Below are 22,404 nucleotides of genomic sequence, written 5' to 3'. Positions count from 1 at the left end.
GTGGTCCGTAGCCTACAACTGCCGGCGGTGGCCGGCGGTCGATGTTGTCACCATTTGAGCATCGGCCCTACAGTTGGTGCAACGGGCCCCGCATCAGATAGTCAGAATGACCAGTTGCGGCGCGACCTCCTGACAGGAAGTGATCAGATTGCAGCAGCTTGATACGACGGACCGCCGGATCCTCCTGGCCCTCGACGCCGATCCACGGCTGCCGGTGATGGTCCTGGCCCAGCGGCTCGGCCTGGCCCGGGGCACCGTCCAGTCCCGCATGGAGCGGATGACGGCGTCGGGTGCGCTGCGGCCGAACAGCAGCCGCGCGCTGCCCGCGGCGTTGGGGCGGGGGGTGGCGGCCGCGGTCAGCGCCGAACTGGACCAGAGCCACCTCAACGAAGCGATTGAGGCGCTGCGCAATATCCCGGAAGTCTTGGAGTGCCACGCCCCTGCCGGCGATACGGACCTGCTGATCCGGGTCGTGGCCACCAGCCCGGACGATCTCTACCGCGTCTCGGAGGAAATCCGGCTCTGTCCTGGCATTGTGCGGACGTCCACGAGCATGTTCCTGCGCGAGGTCATCCCTTACCGGACCACCGGCCTGCTGGGCGACTGACACTCGGCGGTTGTTCGGCGGCGACCATGGATGCCAGCGCCCGGCAAACCGCGATTGGGCGCAGCTTTAGATCAGCATTGCCGCTAGATTTCGCCTCGGCGCCCTGAATCCTTCACGAGTTTCACTTAAATCGCCAACCATCCCACATGTCACATCCGTTACACTTGCGCGGAAGACAAGTACCGGGGGGAACATGGCCGTCAAGCGTGCGCTGAACCACGCAGACGCGACGGGCGACGAGATTCGCGGGTCCGTCGATGTCGCGCGGCGGCAGTTTCCTGATCCCGCCGTTTTGCAGGCTTCCGTCGTCCTCCCGAAGGTGGTCGACGTCAGCCCGGTCCTCAACGCACCACCCGTGCTCCGCGGCCAGCGGGGTCATATGCCGAAATCTCTCCCATCCGGTCCGGGTTTCATGAAGGAATTAAATGCGTTCTGCTAAGCGGTCTCTCGCGTCCATCACCGGTCTCCTGCTGCTCGCAGCAGGCCTAGTTACGATGCCTTCGGGGCCAGCCGTCGCCGTGGACACGGGGGGGTCCGACAGCCCGCCGTCTGTTCTGGTGGAGGGCACACCGCATTCCGAGCATGTCTTCGAGCCGGGGACTGACCCCGCCGAAAAGGCGTCCGCCGGAGGCCTCCAGACCGAGGCCATGCCTACCGGTCCGATCCAGGTCACGCTGGTTACCGCGGCACTGGCCGACAACAAGACCGTCGTGGACCCCACGGCGGCCGAGAACACCGTGAAAGCCGCCAGCCAGTACTGGAGCAGCATGTCCAACGGCCGCATCACCATGAATGTGTCCAAACGGATCCTCGGCCACAAGTCCGCCGCCCGGTCCACCCAGTTTTACGGTGACCTCATCGACAAGATCACCTCCGAACTTGGCTGGCGTTACGCTACCAACACCGCGCTTCTCATCTTCATCCCGGCTGCCACGCTGACCGACGGGGCTTTGGGGGCAGGCTACAGCGGCTTTGTTTCCAGCGGGGTCAGCGGTCGTATCCTCATGCCGAAGATAGGCTCCTACACCACCAGCGTCATCTCTCACGAGTTCGGGCATGTCCTCGGTTCCATGCACGCGGACTCCCTCCAATGCAAAAGTGGCGCTTCCGATGTTGGCACGACGTCCACCGGACTTTTTTCGGATTCGTCCTGCTACATCCGGGAGTACGGTGACACAGCTGATCTGATGGGCCTGTCCCGCTCCGATGCCTCGCCGGTCATCAGCTCGTCCCTCTGGGACTATCTGCGACTCGGCAGCGGGAACGGCAGCGACATTCGAAACGTCGGCGTCGCCAGCGGCGCCAAGCGCTACACACTCAAGCCATGGGGCGGGAAAGATCCCAACCGGGCGCTGAAGTTTACCGATCCGATCAGCAAGGAGGTGTATTACCTTGAGCTGAGGCAGCCCGTCGGCTACGACAGCTACCTTTCCACCGCCTCGAACGCCAGCAACCGCGGCGTGAAGATCGTACAGCGCGGAGGATCCACACCTGCGTCGTCGCTGGTGCTGAAGCCATACTCCAAGCCGGACGGCAACGTCTATACAAATCTTGCCTGGCAGCAGGGCAGCACATTCATCACGCATGCCGGTACAAGGGTGCGGATCGATTCGGTCACCGCAACCGCCGCCACCGTCACAATCACTGCCGACCCGGCCCGCTTCACCAAGCTCCAGTTCTCCGTCGGCGACTTCAGCGGCGACGGACGCCCGGATCTGATCTCACGGGAACCCAATGGCACACTGCAGCTGAGCCCCGGCGAGTCGGGGAACCGTGTCGGATCCCCGATCCAGATCGGCTCAGGGTGGGACGCCTTCAATTCTGTGATCGGCAGCGGCGATTTCAATGGAGACAACCTCGCCGACATCTTGGCTCGGGCCTCCGATGGGGCTCTGATGCTGTACCCGGGCAACGGGAAGAGCGGTTTTCTCCCGAAGCGCCAGGTGGGGTCAGGGTGGAACATTTTCATTCGCGTAGTGGCGGCTGGCGATTTTGACGGTGACGGAAACCATGACCTTTTTGGCGTGCTGCCCACTGGCGAACTCTTGCTATATCCCGGCAACGGGTCGGGCGGCTTTCTCCCCCGCCGGCAAGTGGGGTCCGGATGGCAGGGCTTCACCGGTATCACAGCAGCCACCGACATGTTGGCAGGACGACCCGGACTGGTGGCTCGGAGTGCCAACGGCACCCTGTATCTGTACCCGGGGAACGGCAGCGGCGGGTTTCGGCCTTCCGTCGTCTTGGCCACCGGCACGGCCGCCGCCACCGACCTCGTGGGCGGACAGGATTTTACGGCAGACGGGCGCACGGACCTGTTGCTGGCGGGAGCCGCCGGCCCGATGGCGCTAAATGCTGGAGACGGCACCGGCAAGTTTGCCGGGCGTCTTGCGATCGGATCAGGGTGGAACCGGTTTAGTGACATCTGGGAGGCTGGCGACTTCGACGGTGATGCCCGTGCGGACATCCTGGCCCGCGACGCAGCTGGCGCCCTAATGCTATACCCGGGTAACGGCTCAGGTAGTTTCAAACGCGCGAGGCAGGTTGGCTCCGGCTGGCAGATTTTCGATCAGGTAATCTCCGCCGCAAACTTCGATGGGAAGTCTGGACCAGACTTGGTCGCCCGTTCGACCGACGGGAATCTTTGGCTTTATCCCACGAACGGGGTGGCCGAGTTTAGTCCCCGGAAGCGGATCGGCCATGGGTGGGGCACATTCGCCAGGATTCTATCCCCCGGAGACTTCAGCGGGGACGGCCGGTCCGATATTGTTGCGCAAGGCTACGATGGCAAATTGTGGCTATATCCCGGCGACGGAGGTGGCGGGTTTTTACCCAGGCGGCAGATCGGCAGCGGCTGGGCCTCCTTTAGCCAGGTGATGGCGGCAAATGGTTTCGCAGGCGACGGTAAAGTCGGCATCATGGCGCGCGCCAAGGACGGGGAGTTGTGGCTGTACCCCGGCAACGGCTCCGGGGGTTTCCTGCCCCGCCGACTCATTGGCAGTGGCTGGAACGCATTCCGCACCGTCGCCAGTGTCGGCAACTTTGGAGGCATGGCTAAGCCGAACGTGATAGCGGCAGACCCCAGTGGCGGCTTGTGGCTGTACACCGGCAACGGAACAGGAGGGTTCCAGACAGTAGTGTTGAACCCGCGATGACTTCACGGCTTCCAGGCAGCTGACGTCCCCTTCGCCGGATTTCGCCCCGGCGGCCCTAGACCGGAGGTCCGGTGTTGGACTTCAGGTTCTTCATGACCAGCGTCGAGGTCAGTCGTTCGACGCCGGGCAGGGACGTCAGCTCGGCGTCGTAGAAGCGCTGGTACGCGGGGAGGTCCTCGGCGATCACCTTGAGCAGGTAGTCCGGCTCACCAAACAGCCGCTGCGCCTCCACGATATTGGGATTCTCGGCCACCCGGTTCTCGAAGATCTCCATGGTGGCCCGGTCCACCTGCCGCAGGGTCACGAAGACGATCGCCTCGAAACCGAGCCCGACGGCGGCCGGGTCGATGTCCGCGCGGTACCCGCGGATCACCCCGGCCGACTCGAGTTCGCGGAGCCGCCGGTGGCATGGCGCCACAGTCAGGCCCACCTTGGCGGCGAGCGCCGTCGCGGTCATCCGCCCGTCATCCCGGAGGTGCCGCAAGATATTTCTGTCCACGTGGTCAATCACGCAAGAATCTTATCGTTGACGCGCAAGACCAGGCGAAAAAGGGGAGCACCTTCCGGCCGGAAATTCCTAGGCTTGTCCTGACAGACCGCACCGTTAGGAGACTCCCCTGGACCCGCAGCTTTTCGCCGCTTTCACCGCCGTCGCAGTGGCCCTGGCCTGCACCCCGGGAGTGGACTGGGCCTACTCGATTGCCGCGGGGCTGCGCGAACGCAGCTTTGTCCCGGCGGTGGCAGGCCTGTGCGGGGGCTACGTGGTCCACACCCTCCTGCTGGCGGCAGGGCTGGCGGCCGTGATCACCGCGCTGCCGGGCCTGCTCGGCTGGCTCACGATCGCCGGCGCGGGCTACCTGTTGTGGCTGGGCCTGACCACGGTACGGTCCTGGCGCGGGGCCAGCTTCGGGGCGGACACCGGTCGCGGGACAGCGGGCCAGGCCAGCCAGCTCCGGGTCTTCCTGCAGGGCATGGGTACCAGCGGGATCAACCCCAAGGGCCTGCTCTTCTTCGTCGCCCTGGTCCCGCAATTCGTCAGCCCGAACGCCGCCCTGTCCGTCCCTGTCCAGTCCGGACTGCTGGGCCTGACGTTCGTGCTCCTGGTGGCCGTCGTCTACACCGTCGTCGCCCTGCTGGCGCGCAGGCTCCTGCAGACCCGGCCCGGCGCCGCGCGCCGGGTGACGCTGGCCAGCGGCATCATCATGATGGCCCTGGGCCTAGCGCTGCTGGCCGAGCAGGTCGTGCCGCTGGCCGCGGAGATCGCCCGGCACTAGCCCTGAGGCCTCCGCCAGGCCGGGATCATTCCCGATTCAACTGCTTCCATTCCTGTTCCCAGAGCCTGCGTTCTTCCACGTCTTTGCGGATGACCTCGAAGGTTTCGAGCTGAGCCGGCCGGCCACGCAGCCAGTCCCGGGGATTCAGTGATTTGCGGGAGTTATCCAGGAGCAGCAAAGCGCGGTCCGTCAGAGCATCATTACGGAGCGCAAAATGGGTCTTTCGCCGCCGAAGGACCTCCTTAAGCGCTGCCTGGGAAGCTGCAGACGCGCCGAGGCGGCGTAGCGACCGGGCGCGGATCAGCAGCAGTGCGGCTGAGAGGTCGTCGGAGTTAAGCAGCCCCTCGGTCCAGACCATCACTTCCTTGTCCCGGCCCAGAACGAACGCCACAGAACAGCGGGCCAGGGCCGCGGGCAGCGACGGGGGAAGCGAGAATACGGTTTGCAGTGCTGCTTCAATGTGGCCCGTCTCCCGCAGGGAGTGCGAAAGCGCCAGGAACACGGCTTCCTGGCTAAAAAGAACCGGAACCTCGATGCGCTCGGCTACTTCGACCCGGGTGACCACACGGGTCAGATAGGCGGACGCGAACTGGTTGGCGTCGTCGTCGTTCCCGGTGGTGAGTCCCCGCTGAAGCAGCTCCGAGGCGCGCAGGTAGCCGCCTTGTTTGTGCGCCAGGAGCCCGGCCAGAACGTAGCAAAGCCCGGCCCACCCGGGATGGGAGCGGCCCAGTGTGATCAGCCGGTTGGGGTCGGTGTTATGGAAGGCCGCCTCGTACACTGCCTTGGCCGCCTTCCCGGGCATCCGCCTGAGCCGGGGGATGGTGCCGTCCACGCTAAGCGCCCCGCCGTCCCGGCCGCCAAGGGCCGTGTGCAGGACGCCTCCGACACCGTCTGCGATGTCCCGCACCGGCGTCCGGACCTGCGCATCGCCGAACGGGGTGAGGTCGCGGGTATCGCGATAGATGGGTCCTGAGGACTGTCCGGCGCTCATTCTTCCATGCTAGTAGTGCGCCGGTGGACGCTGGTGGAAGGGCTAACTGGCCGCCGCCACCCAGACGCCAATGACCCACGTACTGGCGGCGAGGCAGGCCAGCCCGAACTCTGCGACCATGCCGAGGCCGGTGGCTTTCAACGCGGCCGCGCTGGACACCAGGGCGGGGCGCCAGGCGCGGGTGCGGTGGAGCTCACTGAGCAGCAGTCCGGCCGCGAAACCGACGAAGAGCCCCACCACCGGGATGAGGAACATCCCGACGACGCCGAACACCAGCGCCGTGACGACGGAACGGCTGGGGATGCTGTGCTGCTTGAGCTTCCGTCCGGTCAGCACGGCGCTGGCGGCCATGCCGGCCAGGACCAGGGCCAGGCCGATGCCGAACACCACCCAGCCTGTCGTCCCCGCACCGCCCCACAGCGCCCAGGCCAGCAGGCTCAAGGCGATCAGGATGCTGCCGGGCAGCACCGGAATGATGATGCCGGCAATGCCGACGAGGATCGCCAGGCCGCACAGGACCGTCACTACGATTTCGGGGTTCACCGCCCCAGTCTATGGCGGGGCCGGGCGCCCCGCGCTGCGGCGCTGCCCGCCCTCGGCGCTGCCCGCCCCATGCAACGACGACGGCGGCCTCCCGTTCCGGGGGCGCCGCCGTCGTCGTGCTGCAGCTGAGGTCTACTCCGCCTCCACCGCCGCTGCCACAGCGGCCGAGACGGCCGGCGCGACGCGGGGATCCAGGGGGCTCGGCACGATGTAATCGGCAGAGAGCTTGTCGCCGGCCAGTCCGGCGATGGCGTTGGCCGCGGCGAGCTTCATCGCCGGCGTGATCCGGCGGGCCCCGGCGTCGAGGGCGCCCCGGAAGATGCCGGGGAAGGCCAGGACGTTGTTGATCTGGTTCGGGAAGTCGCTGCGCCCGGTGGCGACGACGGCCGCGTACTTGGAGGCCACCTCCGGCAGCACCTCCGGGTCCGGGTTGGAGAGGGCGAAGACGATGGCGCTGTGGTTCATCAGTTTGAGGTGCTCCTCGTCCAGCCGGGACGAGGAAACGCCGATGAACACGTCGGCGCCCAGCAGGGCTTCGCCGGGGCCGCCGGCGACGCCGCGGGGATTGCTGCGGGCCGCGAGCTGGGCCTTCTTGCTGGCCGGGTCCGCGGCGATGTCGGCCCGCTCCCGGTTGATCACGCCGCGCGAGTCCAGCAGCACGACGTCGTCGATCCCTGCCGCCTGCAGGATTTCCGCGACGGCGATCCCGGCGGCTCCGGCGCCGGAGACCACGACGCGCAGTTCCCCGAGCTCGCGATCGGTTACTTTCGCGGCGCCGGTCAGGGCGGCGAGGACGACGACGGCGGTGCCGTGCTGGTCATCGTGCATGACCGGGCAGTCGAGGGCTTCGATCAGCTTCTCCTCGAGCTCGAAGCAGCGCGGCGCCGAGACGTCCTCGAGGTTGACGGCCCCGAAGCTGGGACGCAGCCGGACCAGCGTCTCGACGATCTCGTCGACGTCCGTGGTGTTCAGGACCAGCGGAATGGAATCCAGGTCGCCGAAGGCCTTGAACAGGGCGGACTTTCCTTCCATCACCGGCAGCGAGGCGCTCGGGCCGATGTCGCCGAGGCCGAGCACGGCGGTGCCGTCGCTGACCACGACGACGAGGCGCTCGGCCCAGGTCAGGGTCCTGGCCAGCTCCGGTTCGGCGGCGATGGCGCGGCTGACCTGCGCAACACCGGGCGTGTAGGCGATGGAAAGGTCGCGCTTGCTGGCGAGCGGAACGGTACTGGCGACCGAGAGCTTCCCGCCCCGGTGGGCGGCAAAGATCTCCTCGTCACCAAGCGCAGCCACGGCTGCTTCCTCGGGTGCATCGGTGTGGGCAGGGCGGATTGTTTCAATGGACACGTCGTTGTCTCCTGGGGCTCACCGTGGGCTACGGCACTCGGCTGCTTGGGCGCACTCGCGCGCAAGATGGTCTGTGGGGAGCTGAGGCGGCGGCCCAAGGGTGTCGGGTCCGCGGCGCGGCTCCCGGAAGTGCTGGCGCTGGCGCCGCTCCGGTGCTTGCCATGGTACGCGGCGCCGCCCCGGGAGGACGAGTCAGCCGGACATAATCCGGTAACCGGTCTAGACCGGCGCGCTGCGGCCGGGTTCCTGGGCTAAAGGCGCCCGCTCAGCGGTGGCCGCCGCCGGTGAGCAGGGAGCAGGCCTTCTTGAGGTCCTCTTCGGCTTCGAAGAGCGAGAGCCGCCGGGAGCGGACGCCCTGCACCAGCCCGGTGACCGTGAGCAGCAGGACCCTGGAAACCGCCGGATCGCCGCTGACCACCGTGACGGCCTTCTCCGCCGTCGCATCGATGTCGCGCAGCAGGCCGGTGGTATCCGTGTCCTTGGCGTATACCGCACGGGTCAGGCACTGCTCCACCGCGGGCTGCATCAGCCGCATGTGGAAGATCTCCATGACCGCGCCCACCAGGGCGTGCGCCGGCGCTCGGCCGCCGTCGGGCCACTCGCCAAGGCTCAGCTCGCCGAGCTGCTTGCGGTACAGGGCCAGCATGAGCTGCGTCGGCGACGGGAAGTAGCGGTACAGGGTGCCCAGCGGCACGTCCGCCTTCGCCGCGACCTCGGACAGGACCACCGAGTCCAGTCCCTTGCGGGCGAACCCTGCCGCGACGTCGAGAATCCGCGCATAACGGCGCCGCTGCCGGGGCAGCGTGGGCGGCGGGGCCATGGGCGGGAGATCCGAGGGGAAGTCAGGCATCAGCAGCGTTCCGGGAGTCGTTTTTCTGCGCAGCCGGGAGGGTCAGTCCACAGCCCTGCCGCAGCGATCCCGTCCACTATACGGCACCCTGCCGGACGCTCCGCCAGTCACACGACGCCCGCCCGGGCCTAGTCGACGCCCTTGATCCTGAGCACGAAAACCGCCCCCAGCAGGCCGATTACCGCGGCCGCCAGGTACAGCGAGACGTAACCTCCCCAGAACGCCACAAAGGGGTAGGCGATCAGCGGGGCAATGACCTGCGGCAGGGAATTGGCGATGTTGATGACGCCCAGGTCCTTGCCCCGGTCGACGGCGGTCGGCAGCACCTGGGTGATCAGCGCGAAGTCCACGGCGAGGTAGCAGCCGAAGCCGATGCCCAGCACGGAGGCGCCGATCAGGGCGCCGGGCCAGGTCGGCGCGAAGGCGAGGATCAGGGCCGCCGCCGCGATGACGGCCGAGGAGAGCATGACGAGCGGTTTGCGCCGTCCGGTCCGGTCACTGAGCCGGCCGCCGATGACACTGGTGATGATGACCATGACCGCGTACAGGCCGGTAAGGACCAGGACGCCGACTTCCGGCTCGATGCCCTGCGTGCGGGGCAGCTGGACCGCGTCGGTGAGGAAAAACAGCAGGTACAGGGTGACCATGTGGTTGCCGATATTGACCAGGAGCCGGGTCAGCCAGGCCCAGGCGAAGTCCGGGTACCGGGCCGGGGAAATCCAGAAGCCGGCGGCGAACCGGGTCAGTTTGAACGGCGGTCGGCCGTGCGCAGGCAGCGCAACGTCGTCGTTCTTGAAGAAATACAGCACGACACCGGCCAGCAGCGCCGCGGCGCAGAACGCGTAGCCCAGCGCAAAGTTGCCGGAGACGACGGCGGCGATCACCGCCCCGATGAGGATGCCGACCGTCTGGCCCATGGCGGCAAGCCCGCCCACGGTGCCGCGCTGCGCCACCGGCACCCGGTCAGGGATGGCGGCCGTAATGGCGGCGTAGGCACCGTTGCAGCCAGCCTGGACGAGGCACCAGAGCACCGCCATGACGGCCACGTTCGGGGCGCCGGCGAGCGCGATGAGCGCGGCGGCGCCAAGGATGGCGCCGAAGAGAACCCACGGGATGCGGCGGCCGCGCCGGGCGGTGGTGCGGTCACTGAGGGCGCCGAAGAGCGGGTTGGCGACGAGCGAGACCGCCGCCCCCGCGCCCGTCACGAGGGCCAGGATGGCTTCCTTCTCACCCTCGTCGAACGCGGCAGCCTGCTGGCCGAGCAGCACCTGGAGCGGGCCGAAGAACGCCGCGTTGATGCCGACGTTGACCAGGACGACGCCGGCGGTCCAGACCGGGCGGACAGGCCGGTGCGGTTCGGCGAGCGCCGGCGCGGCTGTTTCAGACAGGCTCATGTGGTTCCCCCCGGAACTGACTGCTGATGCTGGATCAGTGTGGGCCCAGACTATCGTGGGCGGTCAGCACTGAGGCCACAGCAATACAAACGTCGGCCCTCGCCAGTATTGTCATTTCCGAACCTCCCTTTGGAGGCCCGATCACTTGTTCCGTGGGGGAATGCACCTTGTCACTACTGAAGTTCCGCCGGCGCCCTGCTGCCAGGCTTGCAGGCCTGGCCACCGCAGTCGCATTGGCACTATGCGGCTGCAATGCCGGTACGGCGAAGGATGCGACGGAGACCGCGTCCGCAAGCAGCAACCCGGACGGCGGCGGCGCAGTTGTTGTCCGCGTCATCGACGGGGACACCTTCGTCGCGTCTACCGACGCTGGCGAAAAGACCATCCGGCTCCTCAACGTGGACACACCCGAAACAAAGGATCCGAACGAACCCGTTGAGTGCCTGGGCCCCGAAGCGACTCAGGCGCTCGAAGGCCTCCTTCCGGTCGGCGCGAAGGTTCGGCTTGAGCTGGACCAGGAACCGTTGGATAAGTACGGACGAACACTGGCAGGCGTCTATGACGCGTCCAACCGTCTGGTGAATGCGGAGGTTGCCCGACAGGGTCTAGGGGTTCCGGTCCTCTTCGAGCCCAACAGGAAGTTCTATCAGCCCGTCGTGGACGCTTTCGAAGAGGCACGCATCGCGGGTTCCGGACTCGCGTCAACTACCGTCGACTGCCTCCCGGCCCAGAAGGTGGAAAGGGCTGCCAAGGCCGTTGAGTCGCTCGTTGCCGCGCCACTCGCAGGCAACCACGCCGGCCTCGACCGCGATCATGCGGGTTTGGTCGCGGCGTTGGCCACGGTTGCCGCGCTCAAGGCAGCAGCCGAAGCCAAGACAATGATGCATTGGGCCGCCTACGATCCGTCTCGGATCAAGGCATTGCAGAGCCGTCTGCATGCAGCTGATACGGCTGGAACAGCTCGCTTGAAACCCATTAAGGCCAAGAAGAAGTCCCTTTCGGATGCCGCTGCAGCAGCAAAGCGCCGCGCGGCCGAAACGGCAAAGCGCCAAGCCGCAGCAGCCAAGCGTCAAGCGGACGCAGCCGCCGCTGCAGCTGCAGCTGCGGCGGAGGCCGAAAGGCTTCGGAACCTGCCGCCCGCCCCCGCCCCCTACGTGCCGCCGGCCTATACCCCGCCCGTCTATGTGCCTCCGGCTGCACCAGCCCCGGCGCCCAACCCCTACCCCGGATACACCGGTCCGCGGTGCTACGCGCCGGGCGGACAATCGTGGACCCCCTGCAGTAAGAGATAGTTCAACACCGTCCCTGGCAAGTCTTGACCCGCAGTCTGCGACAACGTGCGAAACAGAAAGAAGGAGACCCGTGGCTGACTTCCCCATAGTCCCCGATGCGGTAAACACCGCCGACCTTTTCGATGAGCGCGGCGAGGAACTGGACTCCCTGTCGGTGCAGTTTCAGTCCCTGGGTGGCCGCACGCACTTCAGCGGCCCGGTCCGCACCGTCCGCTGCTTCGAGGACAACGCCCTGGTCAAGGCCACGCTCGGCACGCCGGGTGACGGCGCGGTGCTGGTGGTCGACGGCGGCGGTTCGCTGCGCACGGCCCTGATGGGGGACCTGATCGCGGCGAGCGCCGTCGAGAACGGCTGGGCCGGCGTCGTGATTTACGGCGCCATCCGGGACCGGGTGGCCATCGCCGGGCTGCCGCTCGGGGTCAAGGCCCTGGGGGAGCAACCCGCGCAAGAGCGCCAAGGCGGGCGCCGGGGAAACCGACGTCGACCTCGTCATCGACGGCGTCACCGTCCGGCCGGGCCGGCGGATCTGGTGTGATCCGGACGGGATCCTGCTCGAACGCTGAGCGGTCGGGCGCGGGCGGCACGCGCCGGCGCAGCCATGGGCGTGGGACGGGCAGGAACAATGCTGGCCCTAAGATAGTTACTGAAAGCAACCTTCCTGCTTGATCCCACTTCCCCTCCCTGGAGCAGTCATGTCCAAAACCACCTCCCCGCGCCTGCCCGGCGAGGTCCTGACGCACCGTCAGACCATCACCGTCATGGTGGGCCTTATGCTCGGCATGTTCCTGTCCTCCCTGGACCAGACGATCGTGTCCACCTCGATCTACACCATCGCGAACGACCTCGACGGCCTCTCGCTGCAGGCCTGGGCGACGACGGCGTACCTGATTACCTCCACGGTCAGCACGCCGCTCTACGGCAAGCTCAGCGACATTTTCGGCCGGCGACCGCTCTACCTCGCCGCCATCCTGATCTTCCTGGCCGGCTCGCTCTACGCCGGCTCGGTCCACTCGATGACCGCACTCGCGATTGCCCGCGGGATCCAGGGCATGGGCGCCGGCGGCCTGCTGGCCCTTGCGCTGACCATCATCGGCGACATCGTGGCGCTGAAAGACCGGGCCAAGTTCCAGGGCTACTTCATGTCGGTCTTCGGCATCTCCTCCGTGCTGGGGCCGGTCATCGGCGGCGCCTTTGCCGGGTCCGCGAACATCCTGGGCTTTGACGGCTGGCGCTGGGTCTTCTTCATCAACATCCCGATCGGCCTGGCCGCCCTCGCCGTCGTCTTCCTCTACCTGCACCTGCCGGCCAAGCACCTCAAGCAGAAAATCGACTACTGGGGCGCCGCCGCCATCACCCTGGCGATCGTCCCGCTGCTCCTCGTCGCCGAACAGGGCCGCACCTGGGGCTGGACATCCACCGAAGCCTTCCTCTGCTACGGACTCGGCGCCGTCGGCATCATCGCGTTCCTGCTGGCCGAAAAGCGGGCCGGTGACTACGCCCTGATCCCCCTCCGGCTGTTCCAGAACATGACGTTCGGGCTCTCCTCGCTGCTGAACTTCATCATCGGCGTGGGGATGTTCGGTGCCATCGCGATGCTGCCGATGTACCTGCAGCTGGTCAAGGGCCTCACCCCCACCGAGGCGGGCCTGATGATGATCACCTTCACGGTGGGCATCCTGACCGGGTCCATCACGGCCGGCCGGACCATCTCGGCGTCGGGCACCTATCGGATCTTCCCGATCCTGGGCACCGCCGTGCTGACCGTGGCCGCCGTCGTCATGGGGCTCTCGCTGGGCGTTGACACGCCGCTCTGGGTTCCGGGCGCGATTGCCGTGTTCTTCGGCCTCGGCCTGGGCTTCTGCATGCAGCCGCTCACCCTCGCCATGCAGGTCTCGGTGCCGGCCCAGGACATGGGCGTGGGCACCTCCTCCGCGGCCTTCTTCCGCTCCATGGGCGGCGCAGTGGGCACCGCGGTGTTCATTTCGATGCTCTTCAGCCTCGCGGCGGACAAGATTGCCACCGGGATGAAGGCCGCGGCGCAGAACGCGGACTACCTCAAGGTACTCAAGGACCCGGCCGTCGCCGCAGACCCCGCGAACGCCAAGCTGTACGAGTTCTTCAAGAACGGTGCCAGCAACGACTCGCTGAACGACACGAGCTGGCTGCATACCGCGAACGCCATCCTGACCCGGCCTATCACCGAGGGTTTTGCCCAGTCGATCGACGCCGTGATGCTCACCGCCGCCGTGCTCACCGGCGTCGCCTTCCTGATCAGTTTCGCGCTCCCGAACAAGAAGCTCACCGATCCGAAAGCCGCCGCCACGGAGCCGGTCGCGGCGCACTAGAGGAACTGTAAGCTTGCTCTCATTTTGTGATGCTGTGACAGGCGCCGCGTCGGCGGCGGTGTAAGACTGGGTAGTTGCGGCGCGAGCCGCAGACTACGAATTGCCGAGGGAGCCATATGACCACCACCCAGGACCAGACCGCTGCCAAGATCCCCAAACGGGTCATCTGGCTGGCCGTGGCGGGGGCCGTCGGCGGCTTCCTCTTCGGCTTCGACTCGTCCGTCGTCAACGGGGCGGTCGACGCCATCAAGGACGAATTTGCCCTTAGTGAGGCCGTGACGGGCTTCGCCGTCGCCGTGGCCCTGCTGGGCTGTGCGGTCGGTGCCTACATGGCCGGCAAGATCGCTGACCGCTATGGCCGCATCCCCGCCATGAAGATCGGCGCCCTGCTGTTCCTCGTCAGCGCCTTCGGGACCGGCTTCGCCTTCGGCGTCTGGGACCTGATTTTCTGGCGCCTCGTCGGCGGCCTGGGCATCGGCCTCGCCTCGGTGATCGCGCCGGCGTACATCTCCGAGATCTCGCCGCGGCACGTGCGCGGCCGCCTGGCGTCGTTGCAGCAGCTGGCCATCACTACCGGTATTTTCGCCGCCCTGCTCTCCGACGCCTTGTTTGCCAACTTCGCCGGCGGCGCCGACCAGAGCCTGTGGTTCGGCGTCGGGGCCTGGCGTTGGATGTTTATCGCCGGTGCCGTCCCCGCCGTCGTCTACGGCTGGATTGCGTTCACGCTGCCCGAGTCCCCGCGGTTCCTCGTGGTCCAGGGCAAGGACGAGGAGGCCCTCAAGGTCTTCCGGTCGATCGCACCGGACGACGACACCGACCGCCACCTCCGCGACATCAAGACGGCCATCGAGGAGGACAAGCTCGCCGGCCAGAAGGGCTCGCTGCGCGGCAAGGCCCTGGGCCTGCAGCCGGTGGTCTGGATCGGCATCATCCTCTCCGTGCTGCAGCAGTTTGTCGGCATCAACGTGATCTTCTACTACTCGACGACGCTCTGGAAGGCCGTCGGGTTCCAGGAGAAGGATTCGCTCACGATCTCCGTGGCCACCTCGATCACGAACATCCTGGTGACCCTCGTGGCCATCGCGCTGGTGGACCGGATCGGCCGCCGGCCGATCCTGCTGGCCGGTTCGGTCGGCATGGCTGCCTCACTGGCGACCATGGCCCTGGCCTTCGGTTCCGCCACCGGGTCCGGCGAGAACATCGCGCTCCCGGGCGCCTGGGGACCGGCGGCACTGGTGGCCGCGAACGTCTTCGTGATCAGCTTCGGCGCGTCCTGGGGCCCGCTGGTCTGGGTCCTGCTCGGCGAGATCTTCCCGTCGCGGATCCGTGCCCGCGCCCTGGGCCTGGCCGCGGCCGCCCAGTGGATCGCCAACTTCGCCATCACGCTGAGCTTTCCGGTCATGGCGGCGGCCTCGCTGCCCCTGACCTACGCCATGTACGCCCTGTTCGCGGCGGCGTCGTTCTTCTTCGTGATGTTCAAGGTCCCGGAGACGAACGGCATGGCGCTGGAGCACGCGGAGACGCTGTTCGTGCCGAAGGGTTCCGCCAAGAAGTAGAACCGGCACCGCGCACCCCGCCCCGCCCCCGCCATAGGGGGCGCGAACGTACACTTGAGGCCCTTGTTTCCGCGGAAACGAGGGCCTCAAGTGTACGTTCGCGCTTTGTTTCGCGCTTTAGCGGGTTAGACCAGGTGCGGCTCGTGCGCCGTCAGGTACCGCCGGCCGCCGAGGACCACCGCGACCGCCAGCGCCATGGCGGCGGCTGCGGCGAAGAACGGCACCTGGGGGCCGAAGTGCTCGCCGAGCTGCGCCGCGGCGAACGGGGCCAGTGCGCCGCCCATCCAGCGGACGAAGTTGTACCCCGCGGACGCCACCGGGCGGGGCGAATCCGAGACACCCATGGCCAGTTCGGTGTAGATCGTGTTGTTGATCCCCAGCAGCGCGCCGGAGGCCACCACCAGGACGACGACGGCGGGCACCGAGTGCCCGGCAGCCAGGCCGAGGCCCACCAGGTCCAGGAGCAGCAGCCCCAGGGTCCCGCCGAGGACCTTGACCGCGCCGAAACGCCGCTGCAGCGCCGGGGCGACAAAGACGGAGAACAGGGCCACGGCGACGCCCCAGCCGAAGAACACGCCGCCGATCCCGTAGGCATCCATACCAAGGATGAACGGGGTGAAGGCGAGGATGGTGAAGAAGCCGTAGTTGTAGAACAGGCCGCTGGCCGCCGTCGTCCGCAGTCCCCGGTGGCCCAGGGCCAGCAGCGGGTCGCGAAGCCGGACCTTCCGGGCCGGCAGCGGGGTTTTGGGCAGCAGGGCGATCAGCGCGATGAAGGCCGATGCCATAAGCACCGCCGTGCCGAAGAACGGCGCGCGCCACTGCCAGCCGCCCAGCAGGGCGCCCAGGAGCGGGCCGAGGGAGATGCCCAGGCCGAGCGCCGCCTCGTAGAGGATGATCGCGGTCCCGGCGCCGCCGCTGGCGACGCCGACGATCACGGCCAGGGCGGTGGCGACGAACAGGGCGTTGCCCAGTCCCCAGCCGGCGCGGAAGCCGACCAGTTCGTCCACGCTGCCGGAGATCCCGGACAGGGAGGCGAACACCACGATGATGGCCAGGCCGGCCAGCAGGGTGCGTTTGCCGCCGATCCGGGAGGAGACGAAGCCGGTGATCAGCATGGCGATGGCGGTGACCATGAAGTAGCTGGTGAACAGCAACGACACTTCGCTGGGGGTCGCTTCGAGGTTCTTGGCGATGGCGGGCAGGATGGGGTCGACCAGGCCGATCCCCATGAAGGCGAAGACCGCGGCGAGGGCCGTGGCCCAGACCGCCTTGGGCTGCTTGAGGAGGGAGGCCTTTTCGGCCTCGAGGGTTGATGCGGCTTCGGGCGCGGGGGCCGTGAGCTGGCCGTCCATGGAGGATGCTCCTAAATAGTTGTCGTGCGTTGGGGTAAGTGCCGGCCCTGCCGGCGGGCGGGTCAGGACTGAAGCGAGGCGTTGATCTTGCCGACCACCGGGAGGGCGGCGGCAAGGGCAGCGCGTTCGGCTTCCGTAAGGGAGCCCAGGATTCCCGCCATGACCGCGTTGCGGCGCGCGTTGGCGGATTCGACGGCGGCATGGCCGTCCGCCGTCAGCGTGACGAGCACGGCGCGGGAATCCGCCGGATCAGCTTCCCGGCGGACCAGTCCGGCGCGCTCCAGCTTGATGATCTGCTCGGTGGCGCTGGGGACCTTGACGCCGAGGTTGCGGGCGATTTCGCCGACCCGCGCCCCGCCGGCGTCGGCCGGTTCCAGCAGCATCTTGAGCGTGCTGAGCTGGGCGGCGCTGAGTTCGCCGTCGGCGTCGAGCCGGCGCACCAGGTAAATGCTGTGGCGCAGGGCCTCGCGGAAGTCGCCGGCGAGGGCCAGCAGGCCGGCGTCGGGCAGCTGTTCTTCAGTCATACTTAGGGAGCCTAACAGTTAGGCGCCCTAATGGTCAACGGGCGGCCGGCTCCCAATCAAAAGCTTCAGGCTTCCCCGAGCGCCCACTCCACCACCGCCGGCAGGTCCGCCGGGAGTGCGCGGCGCAGCCGGATCGTCCCGGCGTCGACGCCGAATGTTAGCAGGGCGGCCTGGCCAGCCGAAGTGGAAGTCACCCGCCCAGCCTGCCATGACGCGGCGCCGGGCGGCCGATAGCGCACCACGATTTCCAACCCTGTACTTTGGAAAGGCTGATTTGTAACCGCCGTCACCTTCGGCGGACCACACAAAGGATTGTTGACATGCCCGAACAGACAACCGCGGAGCAGCGAACTGCCTCCAGCCGGGACACTGAGCCCCACCTCGCACGCTCGTTGAGCAACCGGCACATCCAGCTGCTGGCCATCGGCGGCGCCATCGGCACCGGCCTCTTCATGGGCTCCGGCAAGACCATCTCGGTCGCCGGGCCCTCCGTGATCTTCGTGTACATGATCATCGGCTTCATGCTGTTCTTCGTCATGCGCGCCATGGGCCAGCTGCTGCTCTCCAACCTGAACTACAAGTCCTTCAGCGACTTCGCCGGCGACCTGCTGGGGCCCTGGGCCGGCTTCTTCACCGGCTGGACCTACTGGTTCTGCTGGGTGGTCACGGGCGTGGCCGACGTGATCGCGATCGCCGGGTACGCCGAGCAGCTCTGGCCGGGCATCCAGCTGTGGGTCCCGGGCATTGCGACCATCATCATCCTGCTGCTCCTAAACCTGCCGACCGTCAAGGCGTTCGGTGAGACCGAGTTCTGGTTCGCGCTGATCAAGATCGTGGCGATCGTCGCGCTGATCGCCGTGGGCCTGGTCATGATCTTCACCGGCTTCCAGTCCAACGCCGGCACCGCCAGCTTCAGCAACCTGTGGAGCCACGGCGGCTTCTTCCCCAAGGAGTTCATGGGCTTCGTGGCAGGGTTCCAGATCGCCGTGTTCGCGTTCGTGGGCATTGAGCTGGTGGGCACCGCCGCCGCGGAGACCAAGAACCCGGAGCACAACCTGCCCCGCGCCATCAACGCCATCCCGCTGCGCGTCATGCTCTTCTACGTCGGCGCCCTGATCATCCTGATGTCCGTCACCCCGTGGACCGGATTCAAGGCCGGCCAGAGCCCCTTCATCGCGATGTTCTCCCTCGCCGGCCTCGGCATGGCTGCCACGGTGGTGAACCTGGTGGTGCTGACCTCGGCCATGTCCTCGGCCAACTCCGGCATCTACTCCACCTCGCGGATGGTCTACGGCCTCGCCAACGACGGCGACGCCCCCAAGGTCTTCGGCCGTCTCTCCCGCCGCAAGGTCCCGCAGAACGCCCTGTTCCTCTCCTGCGTGCTGCTGCTCGCCGGCGTCGTCCTGCTCTACGCGGGCAAGGACGTGGGCACGGCGTTCGACATGGTCACCACCGTCTCCGCCGTCTGCTTCATGTTCGTCTGGAGCATCATCCTGGCCAGCTACCTGGTCTACCGGAAGCGCCGGCCGGAGCTGCACGCGGCCTCGACGTTCAAGATGCCCGGCGGCGTGCCGATGGTGTGGGTGGTTTTCGCGTTCTTCGCCTTCCTGGTCTGGGCACTGACCACCCAGCCGGATACCCTCGTCGCGCTGCTGGTCACCCCGCTGTGGTTCGCGATCCTGGGCGTGGCGTTCGCCGTCGTCCGCCGTTCCCCGCTGCACCAGGCGCGCGTCGCCGAGTGGAAGGCCATGGCCGACGCCGAAACCGCCGCCGCCCGCCCCTGACGCTCCCTCAGGTCCTGCGGGTCCGGGGGTGACGCTCCCTCAGATCCGGCAGGTCCGGGGGCGACCCTCCCTCAGATCCGGCAGGTCCGGGGGCGACCCTCCCTCAGATCCCGCGGGTAAACGACGGGCCCTCCCTCACATGATGTGAGGGAGGGCCCGTCGTTTTTCCGCCAAACGTGAGGGAGCGTCAGCCAGAAACGCGCCAAACGTGAGGGAGCGTCAGGCTAGACGGCGGCCTTGGCTTCCTCGACGAGGGCGCAGACGGCGGGGAACAGCGGATGGTCCGCGTCCAGGCCTGTGATCCTCGTCGTGGCATCTTCGGCGCTGGCGGAGTTCAGCAGCTGTGCCAGCTCCACGGCTTCGGAATCCGCCGGATCGTTGAAACGCAGCGCGGCGGCGATCGCGCCGAGCAGCGCCTCGGGCACGATCCCGCGCTCGGCGAGCTCCGCGGCGGGTCCGATGAAGCGCTCGTGCCGGCTGAGTTTCCGCAGCGGCGCCCGGCCCACCCGGTTCACCGTGTCCGGAAGGTGCGGGTTGGAGAACCGGCCGAGGATCTTCTGCACGTAGGCTTCCTGCTCCTCGCGGTTGAAGCCGTGCTTGGCCACCAGCAGTTCCTTGGTCTCGTCCAGCACCGCGCGCACGTCCGCGGCGACGTCCTGGTCCGCCATGGCCTCGGAGATCTTGCCCAGCCCTGCTTCGAACCCGAAATAAGCGGCGGCGGCGTGTCCGGTGTTGACGGTGAAGAGTTTCCGCTCGATGTAGGGCGCCAGGTCGTCCACGAACGTGGCCCCCGGGATGACCGGTTCCTTGCCCGCGAACGGGGTGCGGTCGATCACCCACTCGTAGAAGTTCTCCACCGTGACGTCCAGGCCCTGCCCGGCCTCCTGGTTGGGCACAATCCGGTCCACCGCCGTGTTGGCGAACACGGCGGCATTGTCCAGGGAGCCGGCGGCCGGGTCCCACTGGGCGGCGACCTCGGTCTTCAGGATGTCGGTGGCGTTGATCGCGTTCTCGCACGCCATCACCTGCAGCGGCGCCAGCCCCGCTGCCCGGGCCGCAATGCCCCGGGCGATCACGGGCGCCACGAACTTGAGGATGTGCGGGCCGACGGCGGTGGTGACGATGTCCGCCGTCGCGATCTCCGCGACGACGTCGGCCTCCTGGGTGCCGGAGTTGAGCGCGCGGAAGTCGTCCACGGTCCGCACGGCCGGGTTGTCCCCCACCTCGTGCACCTGGTAGCTGTCCGCGGCCGCGAGCTGGGTGATGAGGGCGTCCGCGACGTCGGCGAACACCACCTCATACCCCGCCTCGTGCAGCAGCAGCCCGACGAACCCGCGGCCGATGTTTCCGGCTCCGAAATGAACAGCCTTCACTAGGAATTGACCTTTCCGAACAGGTCGAGCACTTCGTCGACGGTGGTGGCCGCCTCGAGCTGCGCGACCTGTGCCTTGTTAGTGAAGACCTTGGCGATCGAGGACAGGATCTGGAGGTGCTCGTTGTTGATGCCGGCGACGCCGACGACGAACTTGACCTCTTTGCCGTTCCAGTCGATGCCGTCCGGGTAGCGGACCACGGACACGGCGGACTTCATGATGTGGTCCTTGGCGGCGTTGGTGCCGTGCGGGATCGCGAGGTAGCTGCCCATGTAGGTGGAGACGGATTCCTCGCGCTCGTGCATGGCGTCCAGGTAGCCGGCGTCGACGGCGCCGCGGTCCAGCAGCAGCCGGCCCGCCTCATCGATCGCGGCGTCCCGGGTGGTGGCGGTGCCGCTGAGGACCACACTGTCGGCCACGAGGATGCCGGACGGGCCGGCAGCCGCTTCCGGTTCCGCGGCGGCACCGGCTGCGGCGGCACCGGCTGCCGGGGCGGCAGAAGCCGCCGCTGCAGGAGCCTCGGCTGTGTCCGCCGGGGCGTTGCTGCTCTTGACCAGTTCCACAATCTCGTCGTACTTCGGCGAGTTCATGAAGTTGTCCACGGAGACATGCACGGCGCTCGACGTTGCGGGTTTGGCCCGTTCGGTCAGGTCCTGGTGGGTGATGACGACGTCGTACGTGTCGGAAAGGTTGGCGATCGCGGAGTTGGTGACCTTGACGTCCGGGTAGCCGGCGGCCTTGATCTTGTTCCGCAGCACCGAGGCGCCCATCGCGGACGAGCCCATCCCGGCGTCGCAGGCGAAAACGATGTTCTTGACCGGTCCGGCCAGCACCGCGACGCCGCCGGCGCCCGCGCCGGCACCGGTGAGGGCCGAGGAGACCGAGGACTTCTTGCCCTTCATGGCCTCCATCCGGGTGGTGGCGGCGCCGAGTTCATCGCCCTCGACGTCCTTGCTGGCCTTGAGGATGACCGAGGCGATCAGGAACGACACCGTTGCGGCGAGCAGCACCGAGAGCGCCACACCGAAGAAGCTGTCCGCCGGGGTGGCGGCGAACACGGCGATGATGCTGCCCGGGGCGGCCGGGGAGCGCAGGCCCGCTCCGGTCAGGACCAGGGTGAAGATGCCGGTCATGCCGCCGCCGATCGCGGCGAGGATGATGATCGGCTTCATCAGCACGTAGGGGAAGTAGATCTCGTGGATGCCGCCGACGAACTGGATCAGCGCGGCGCCGGGGGCCGAGGCCTTGGCCATGCCCTTGCCGAAGATCATGTAGGCGAGCAGGATGCCGACGCCGGGGCCGGGGTTGGCCTCCAGCAGGAACAGGATGGACTTGCCCTGCGCGAGCGCCTGCTCGGTGCCCAGCGGGGTGAGGATGCCGTGGTTGACGGCGTTGTTCAGGAACAGGACCTTGGCCGGTTCAATGAAGATGCTGGTGAAGGGCAGCAGGCCGTTGTTGACCAGGAACTCGACGACGGCGCTGGCGCCGTTGCTGAAGGCCTTCACCACCGGGCCGATCACCAGCATGCCGAAGATGGCCATGACGGCGGCGACGATGCCGGCGGTGAAGTTGTCGATCAGCATCTCGAAGCCGGGCTTGACCTTGTTCTCCCAGAGGCTTTCGAGCCGCTTCATGATCCAGGCGGTCAGCGGGCCCATGATCATCGCGCCGATGAACATGGGGATGTCCGTACCGACGATCACGCCCATGGTGGCGGCCGCGCCGACGACGCCGCCGCGGACGCCGTAGACCATCCGGCCGCCGGTGTAGCCGATCAGGAGCGGCAGCAGGTAGGTGATCATCGGGCCGACCAGCTTGGCCAGTTCCTCATTGGGGGTGAAGCCCGCCGGGATGAAGAAGGCGGTAATGATGCCCCAGGCGATGAAGGCGCCGATGTTGGGCATGATCATGCCGGACAGGAAGGTGCCGAATCTCTGGACGCCGACCCGCATGCTGGTCCGTGGTTTCGCAACTGTCTCTGTTGCCATCTGATTTCCTAACCGTTGTTCCTGCTGCACCG

General features: G+C 67.3%; 18 protein-coding genes and 1 pseudogene. 8 read left to right on the top strand and 11 right to left on the bottom strand.

Annotation, left to right across the window (positions count from 1 at the left end; translation table 11 throughout):
• Positions 1–148: 148 nt before the first annotated feature.
• Together ACTWLI_RS06660 and ACTWLI_RS06655 are read left to right on the top strand one after the other, a co-directional pair.
• On the top strand, positions 149–607 hold the full coding sequence (locus tag ACTWLI_RS06660; protein WP_445156135.1) for an Lrp/AsnC family transcriptional regulator: 459 nt from the start codon (positions 149–151) through the stop codon (positions 605–607).
• A 425-nt stretch (positions 608–1,032) separates the two neighbouring features.
• Positions 1,033–3,759: an FG-GAP-like repeat-containing protein gene (locus ACTWLI_RS06655; protein WP_445155862.1), complete on the top strand. Its 2,727-nt coding sequence runs from the start codon at positions 1,033–1,035 to the stop codon at positions 3,757–3,759.
• Between the two features lie 55 nt (positions 3,760–3,814).
• On the opposite strand, the gene ACTWLI_RS06650 is transcribed toward ACTWLI_RS06655, so the two are convergent.
• Positions 3,815–4,270 carry an Lrp/AsnC family transcriptional regulator gene (locus ACTWLI_RS06650; RefSeq protein ID WP_445155861.1) on the bottom strand — a complete coding sequence of 152 codons (456 nt, stop codon included), beginning with the start codon at positions 4,268–4,270 and terminating at the stop codon, positions 3,815–3,817.
• A gap of 106 nt (positions 4,271–4,376) precedes the next feature.
• On the opposite strand from ACTWLI_RS06650, the gene ACTWLI_RS06645 reads away from it, so the two are divergent.
• Positions 4,377–5,033 carry a LysE family translocator gene (locus tag ACTWLI_RS06645; protein ID WP_445156134.1) on the top strand — a complete coding sequence of 219 codons (657 nt, stop codon included), beginning with the start codon at positions 4,377–4,379 and terminating at the stop codon, positions 5,031–5,033.
• Between the two features lie 25 nt (positions 5,034–5,058).
• On the opposite strand, the gene ACTWLI_RS06640 is transcribed toward ACTWLI_RS06645, so the two are convergent.
• The 5 genes from ACTWLI_RS06640 to ACTWLI_RS06620 all read right to left on the bottom strand — a co-directional run bounded on the left by ACTWLI_RS06640 (position 5,059) and on the right by ACTWLI_RS06620 (position 10,158).
• Positions 5,059–6,024 carry a hypothetical protein gene (locus ACTWLI_RS06640; protein ID WP_445155860.1) on the bottom strand — a complete coding sequence of 322 codons (966 nt, stop codon included), beginning with the start codon at positions 6,022–6,024 and terminating at the stop codon, positions 5,059–5,061.
• A 42-nt stretch (positions 6,025–6,066) separates the two neighbouring features.
• Entirely contained in the window at positions 6,067–6,567 is a 501-nt protein-coding gene (locus ACTWLI_RS06635; protein WP_445155859.1) for a DUF456 domain-containing protein, read from the bottom strand.
• A 132-nt stretch (positions 6,568–6,699) separates the two neighbouring features.
• Positions 6,700–7,914 (bottom strand): NAD(P)-dependent malic enzyme, encoded by a 1,215-nt coding sequence (locus ACTWLI_RS06630; protein ID WP_445155858.1) that lies wholly within the window; start codon positions 7,912–7,914, stop codon positions 6,700–6,702.
• Positions 7,915–8,179: 265 nt separating this feature from the next.
• Positions 8,180–8,764, bottom strand: coding sequence for a TetR/AcrR family transcriptional regulator (locus ACTWLI_RS06625; protein WP_445155857.1), 585 nt, complete (start codon positions 8,762–8,764; stop codon positions 8,180–8,182).
• Between the two features lie 128 nt (positions 8,765–8,892).
• On the bottom strand, positions 8,893–10,158 hold the full coding sequence (locus ACTWLI_RS06620; RefSeq protein WP_445155856.1) for an MFS transporter: 1,266 nt from the start codon (positions 10,156–10,158) through the stop codon (positions 8,893–8,895).
• Between the two features lie 167 nt (positions 10,159–10,325).
• Between ACTWLI_RS06620 and ACTWLI_RS06615 the strand changes: the two genes are divergently transcribed.
• The 4 genes and pseudogenes from ACTWLI_RS06615 (at position 10,326) to ACTWLI_RS06600 (ending at position 15,351) form a co-directional block, all read left to right on the top strand.
• Positions 10,326–11,450 carry a thermonuclease family protein gene (locus tag ACTWLI_RS06615; RefSeq protein WP_445155855.1) on the top strand — a complete coding sequence of 375 codons (1,125 nt, stop codon included), beginning with the start codon at positions 10,326–10,328 and terminating at the stop codon, positions 11,448–11,450.
• A gap of 85 nt (positions 11,451–11,535) precedes the next feature.
• Positions 11,536–12,013, top strand: a pseudogene (gene rraA / locus ACTWLI_RS06610) (ribonuclease E activity regulator RraA).
• Positions 12,014–12,142: 129 nt separating this feature from the next.
• Complete coding sequence (locus ACTWLI_RS06605) at positions 12,143–13,795, top strand: MDR family MFS transporter (RefSeq protein ID WP_445155854.1); 1,653 nt, start codon at positions 12,143–12,145, stop codon at positions 13,793–13,795.
• A 116-nt stretch (positions 13,796–13,911) separates the two neighbouring features.
• Positions 13,912–15,351 carry a sugar porter family MFS transporter gene (locus tag ACTWLI_RS06600; RefSeq protein ID WP_445155853.1) on the top strand — a complete coding sequence of 480 codons (1,440 nt, stop codon included), beginning with the start codon at positions 13,912–13,914 and terminating at the stop codon, positions 15,349–15,351.
• 125 nt (positions 15,352–15,476) lie between these two features.
• Here the strand turns inward: ACTWLI_RS06600 and ACTWLI_RS06595 are convergent, their stop codons facing one another.
• The 3 genes from ACTWLI_RS06595 to ACTWLI_RS06585 all read right to left on the bottom strand — a co-directional run bounded on the left by ACTWLI_RS06595 (position 15,477) and on the right by ACTWLI_RS06585 (position 17,421).
• Positions 15,477–16,703, bottom strand: a complete 1,227-nt coding sequence (locus ACTWLI_RS06595; RefSeq protein ID WP_445155852.1) for an MFS transporter — start codon at positions 16,701–16,703, stop codon at positions 15,477–15,479.
• A 62-nt stretch (positions 16,704–16,765) separates the two neighbouring features.
• Positions 16,766–17,227 carry a MarR family winged helix-turn-helix transcriptional regulator gene (locus ACTWLI_RS06590; RefSeq protein ID WP_445155851.1) on the bottom strand — a complete coding sequence of 154 codons (462 nt, stop codon included), beginning with the start codon at positions 17,225–17,227 and terminating at the stop codon, positions 16,766–16,768.
• A 65-nt stretch (positions 17,228–17,292) separates the two neighbouring features.
• Positions 17,293–17,421 carry a hypothetical protein gene (locus tag ACTWLI_RS06585; RefSeq protein WP_445155850.1) on the bottom strand — a complete coding sequence of 43 codons (129 nt, stop codon included), beginning with the start codon at positions 17,419–17,421 and terminating at the stop codon, positions 17,293–17,295.
• 126 nt (positions 17,422–17,547) lie between these two features.
• On the opposite strand from ACTWLI_RS06585, the gene cycA reads away from it, so the two are divergent.
• Positions 17,548–19,011: a D-serine/D-alanine/glycine transporter gene (cycA, locus tag ACTWLI_RS06580; RefSeq protein ID WP_445155849.1), complete on the top strand. Its 1,464-nt coding sequence runs from the start codon at positions 17,548–17,550 to the stop codon at positions 19,009–19,011.
• 224 nt (positions 19,012–19,235) lie between these two features.
• Here cycA and ACTWLI_RS06575 read toward each other — a convergent pair whose 3' ends face one another.
• Together ACTWLI_RS06575 and ACTWLI_RS06570 are read right to left on the bottom strand one after the other, a co-directional pair.
• Positions 19,236–20,384 (bottom strand): mannitol-1-phosphate 5-dehydrogenase, encoded by a 1,149-nt coding sequence (locus ACTWLI_RS06575; RefSeq protein WP_445155848.1) that lies wholly within the window; start codon positions 20,382–20,384, stop codon positions 19,236–19,238.
• Entirely contained in the window at positions 20,384–22,372 is a 1,989-nt protein-coding gene (locus ACTWLI_RS06570) for a PTS mannitol transporter subunit IICBA (RefSeq protein WP_445155847.1), read from the bottom strand. Before ACTWLI_RS06570 ends, ACTWLI_RS06575 begins: the two co-directional genes overlap by 1 nt.
• Between the last annotated feature and the right edge of the window lie 32 nt (positions 22,373–22,404).

Source organism: Arthrobacter sp. Hor0625 (assembly GCF_052567525.1).
The sequence above is the reverse complement of the archived record's forward strand: the minus strand, read 5'-3'. Positions and strand labels throughout refer to the sequence as shown.

Bases quoted from the DNA above. Each gene is read 5' to 3' on its own strand.
- ACTWLI_RS06620 (WP_445155856.1), bottom strand. From the start codon at position 10,158: ATGAGCCTGTCTGAAACAGCCGCGCCGGCGCTCGCCGAACCGCACCGG.
- ACTWLI_RS06570 (WP_445155847.1), bottom strand. From the start codon at position 22,372: ATGGCAACAGAGACAGTTGCGAAACCACGGACCAGCATGCGGGTCGGC.
- ACTWLI_RS06600 (WP_445155853.1), top strand. From the start codon at position 13,912: ATGACCACCACCCAGGACCAGACCGCTGCCAAGATCCCCAAACGGGTC.
- ACTWLI_RS06605 (WP_445155854.1), top strand. From the start codon at position 12,143: ATGTCCAAAACCACCTCCCCGCGCCTGCCCGGCGAGGTCCTGACGCAC.
- ACTWLI_RS06590 (WP_445155851.1), bottom strand. From the start codon at position 17,227: ATGACTGAAGAACAGCTGCCCGACGCCGGCCTGCTGGCCCTCGCCGGC.
- ACTWLI_RS06625 (WP_445155857.1), bottom strand. From the start codon at position 8,764: ATGCCTGACTTCCCCTCGGATCTCCCGCCCATGGCCCCGCCGCCCACG.
- cycA (WP_445155849.1), top strand. From the start codon at position 17,548: ATGCCCGAACAGACAACCGCGGAGCAGCGAACTGCCTCCAGCCGGGAC.
- ACTWLI_RS06655 (WP_445155862.1), top strand. From the start codon at position 1,033: ATGCGTTCTGCTAAGCGGTCTCTCGCGTCCATCACCGGTCTCCTGCTG.
- ACTWLI_RS06640 (WP_445155860.1), bottom strand. From the start codon at position 6,024: ATGAGCGCCGGACAGTCCTCAGGACCCATCTATCGCGATACCCGCGAC.
- ACTWLI_RS06595 (WP_445155852.1), bottom strand. From the start codon at position 16,703: ATGGACGGCCAGCTCACGGCCCCCGCGCCCGAAGCCGCATCAACCCTC.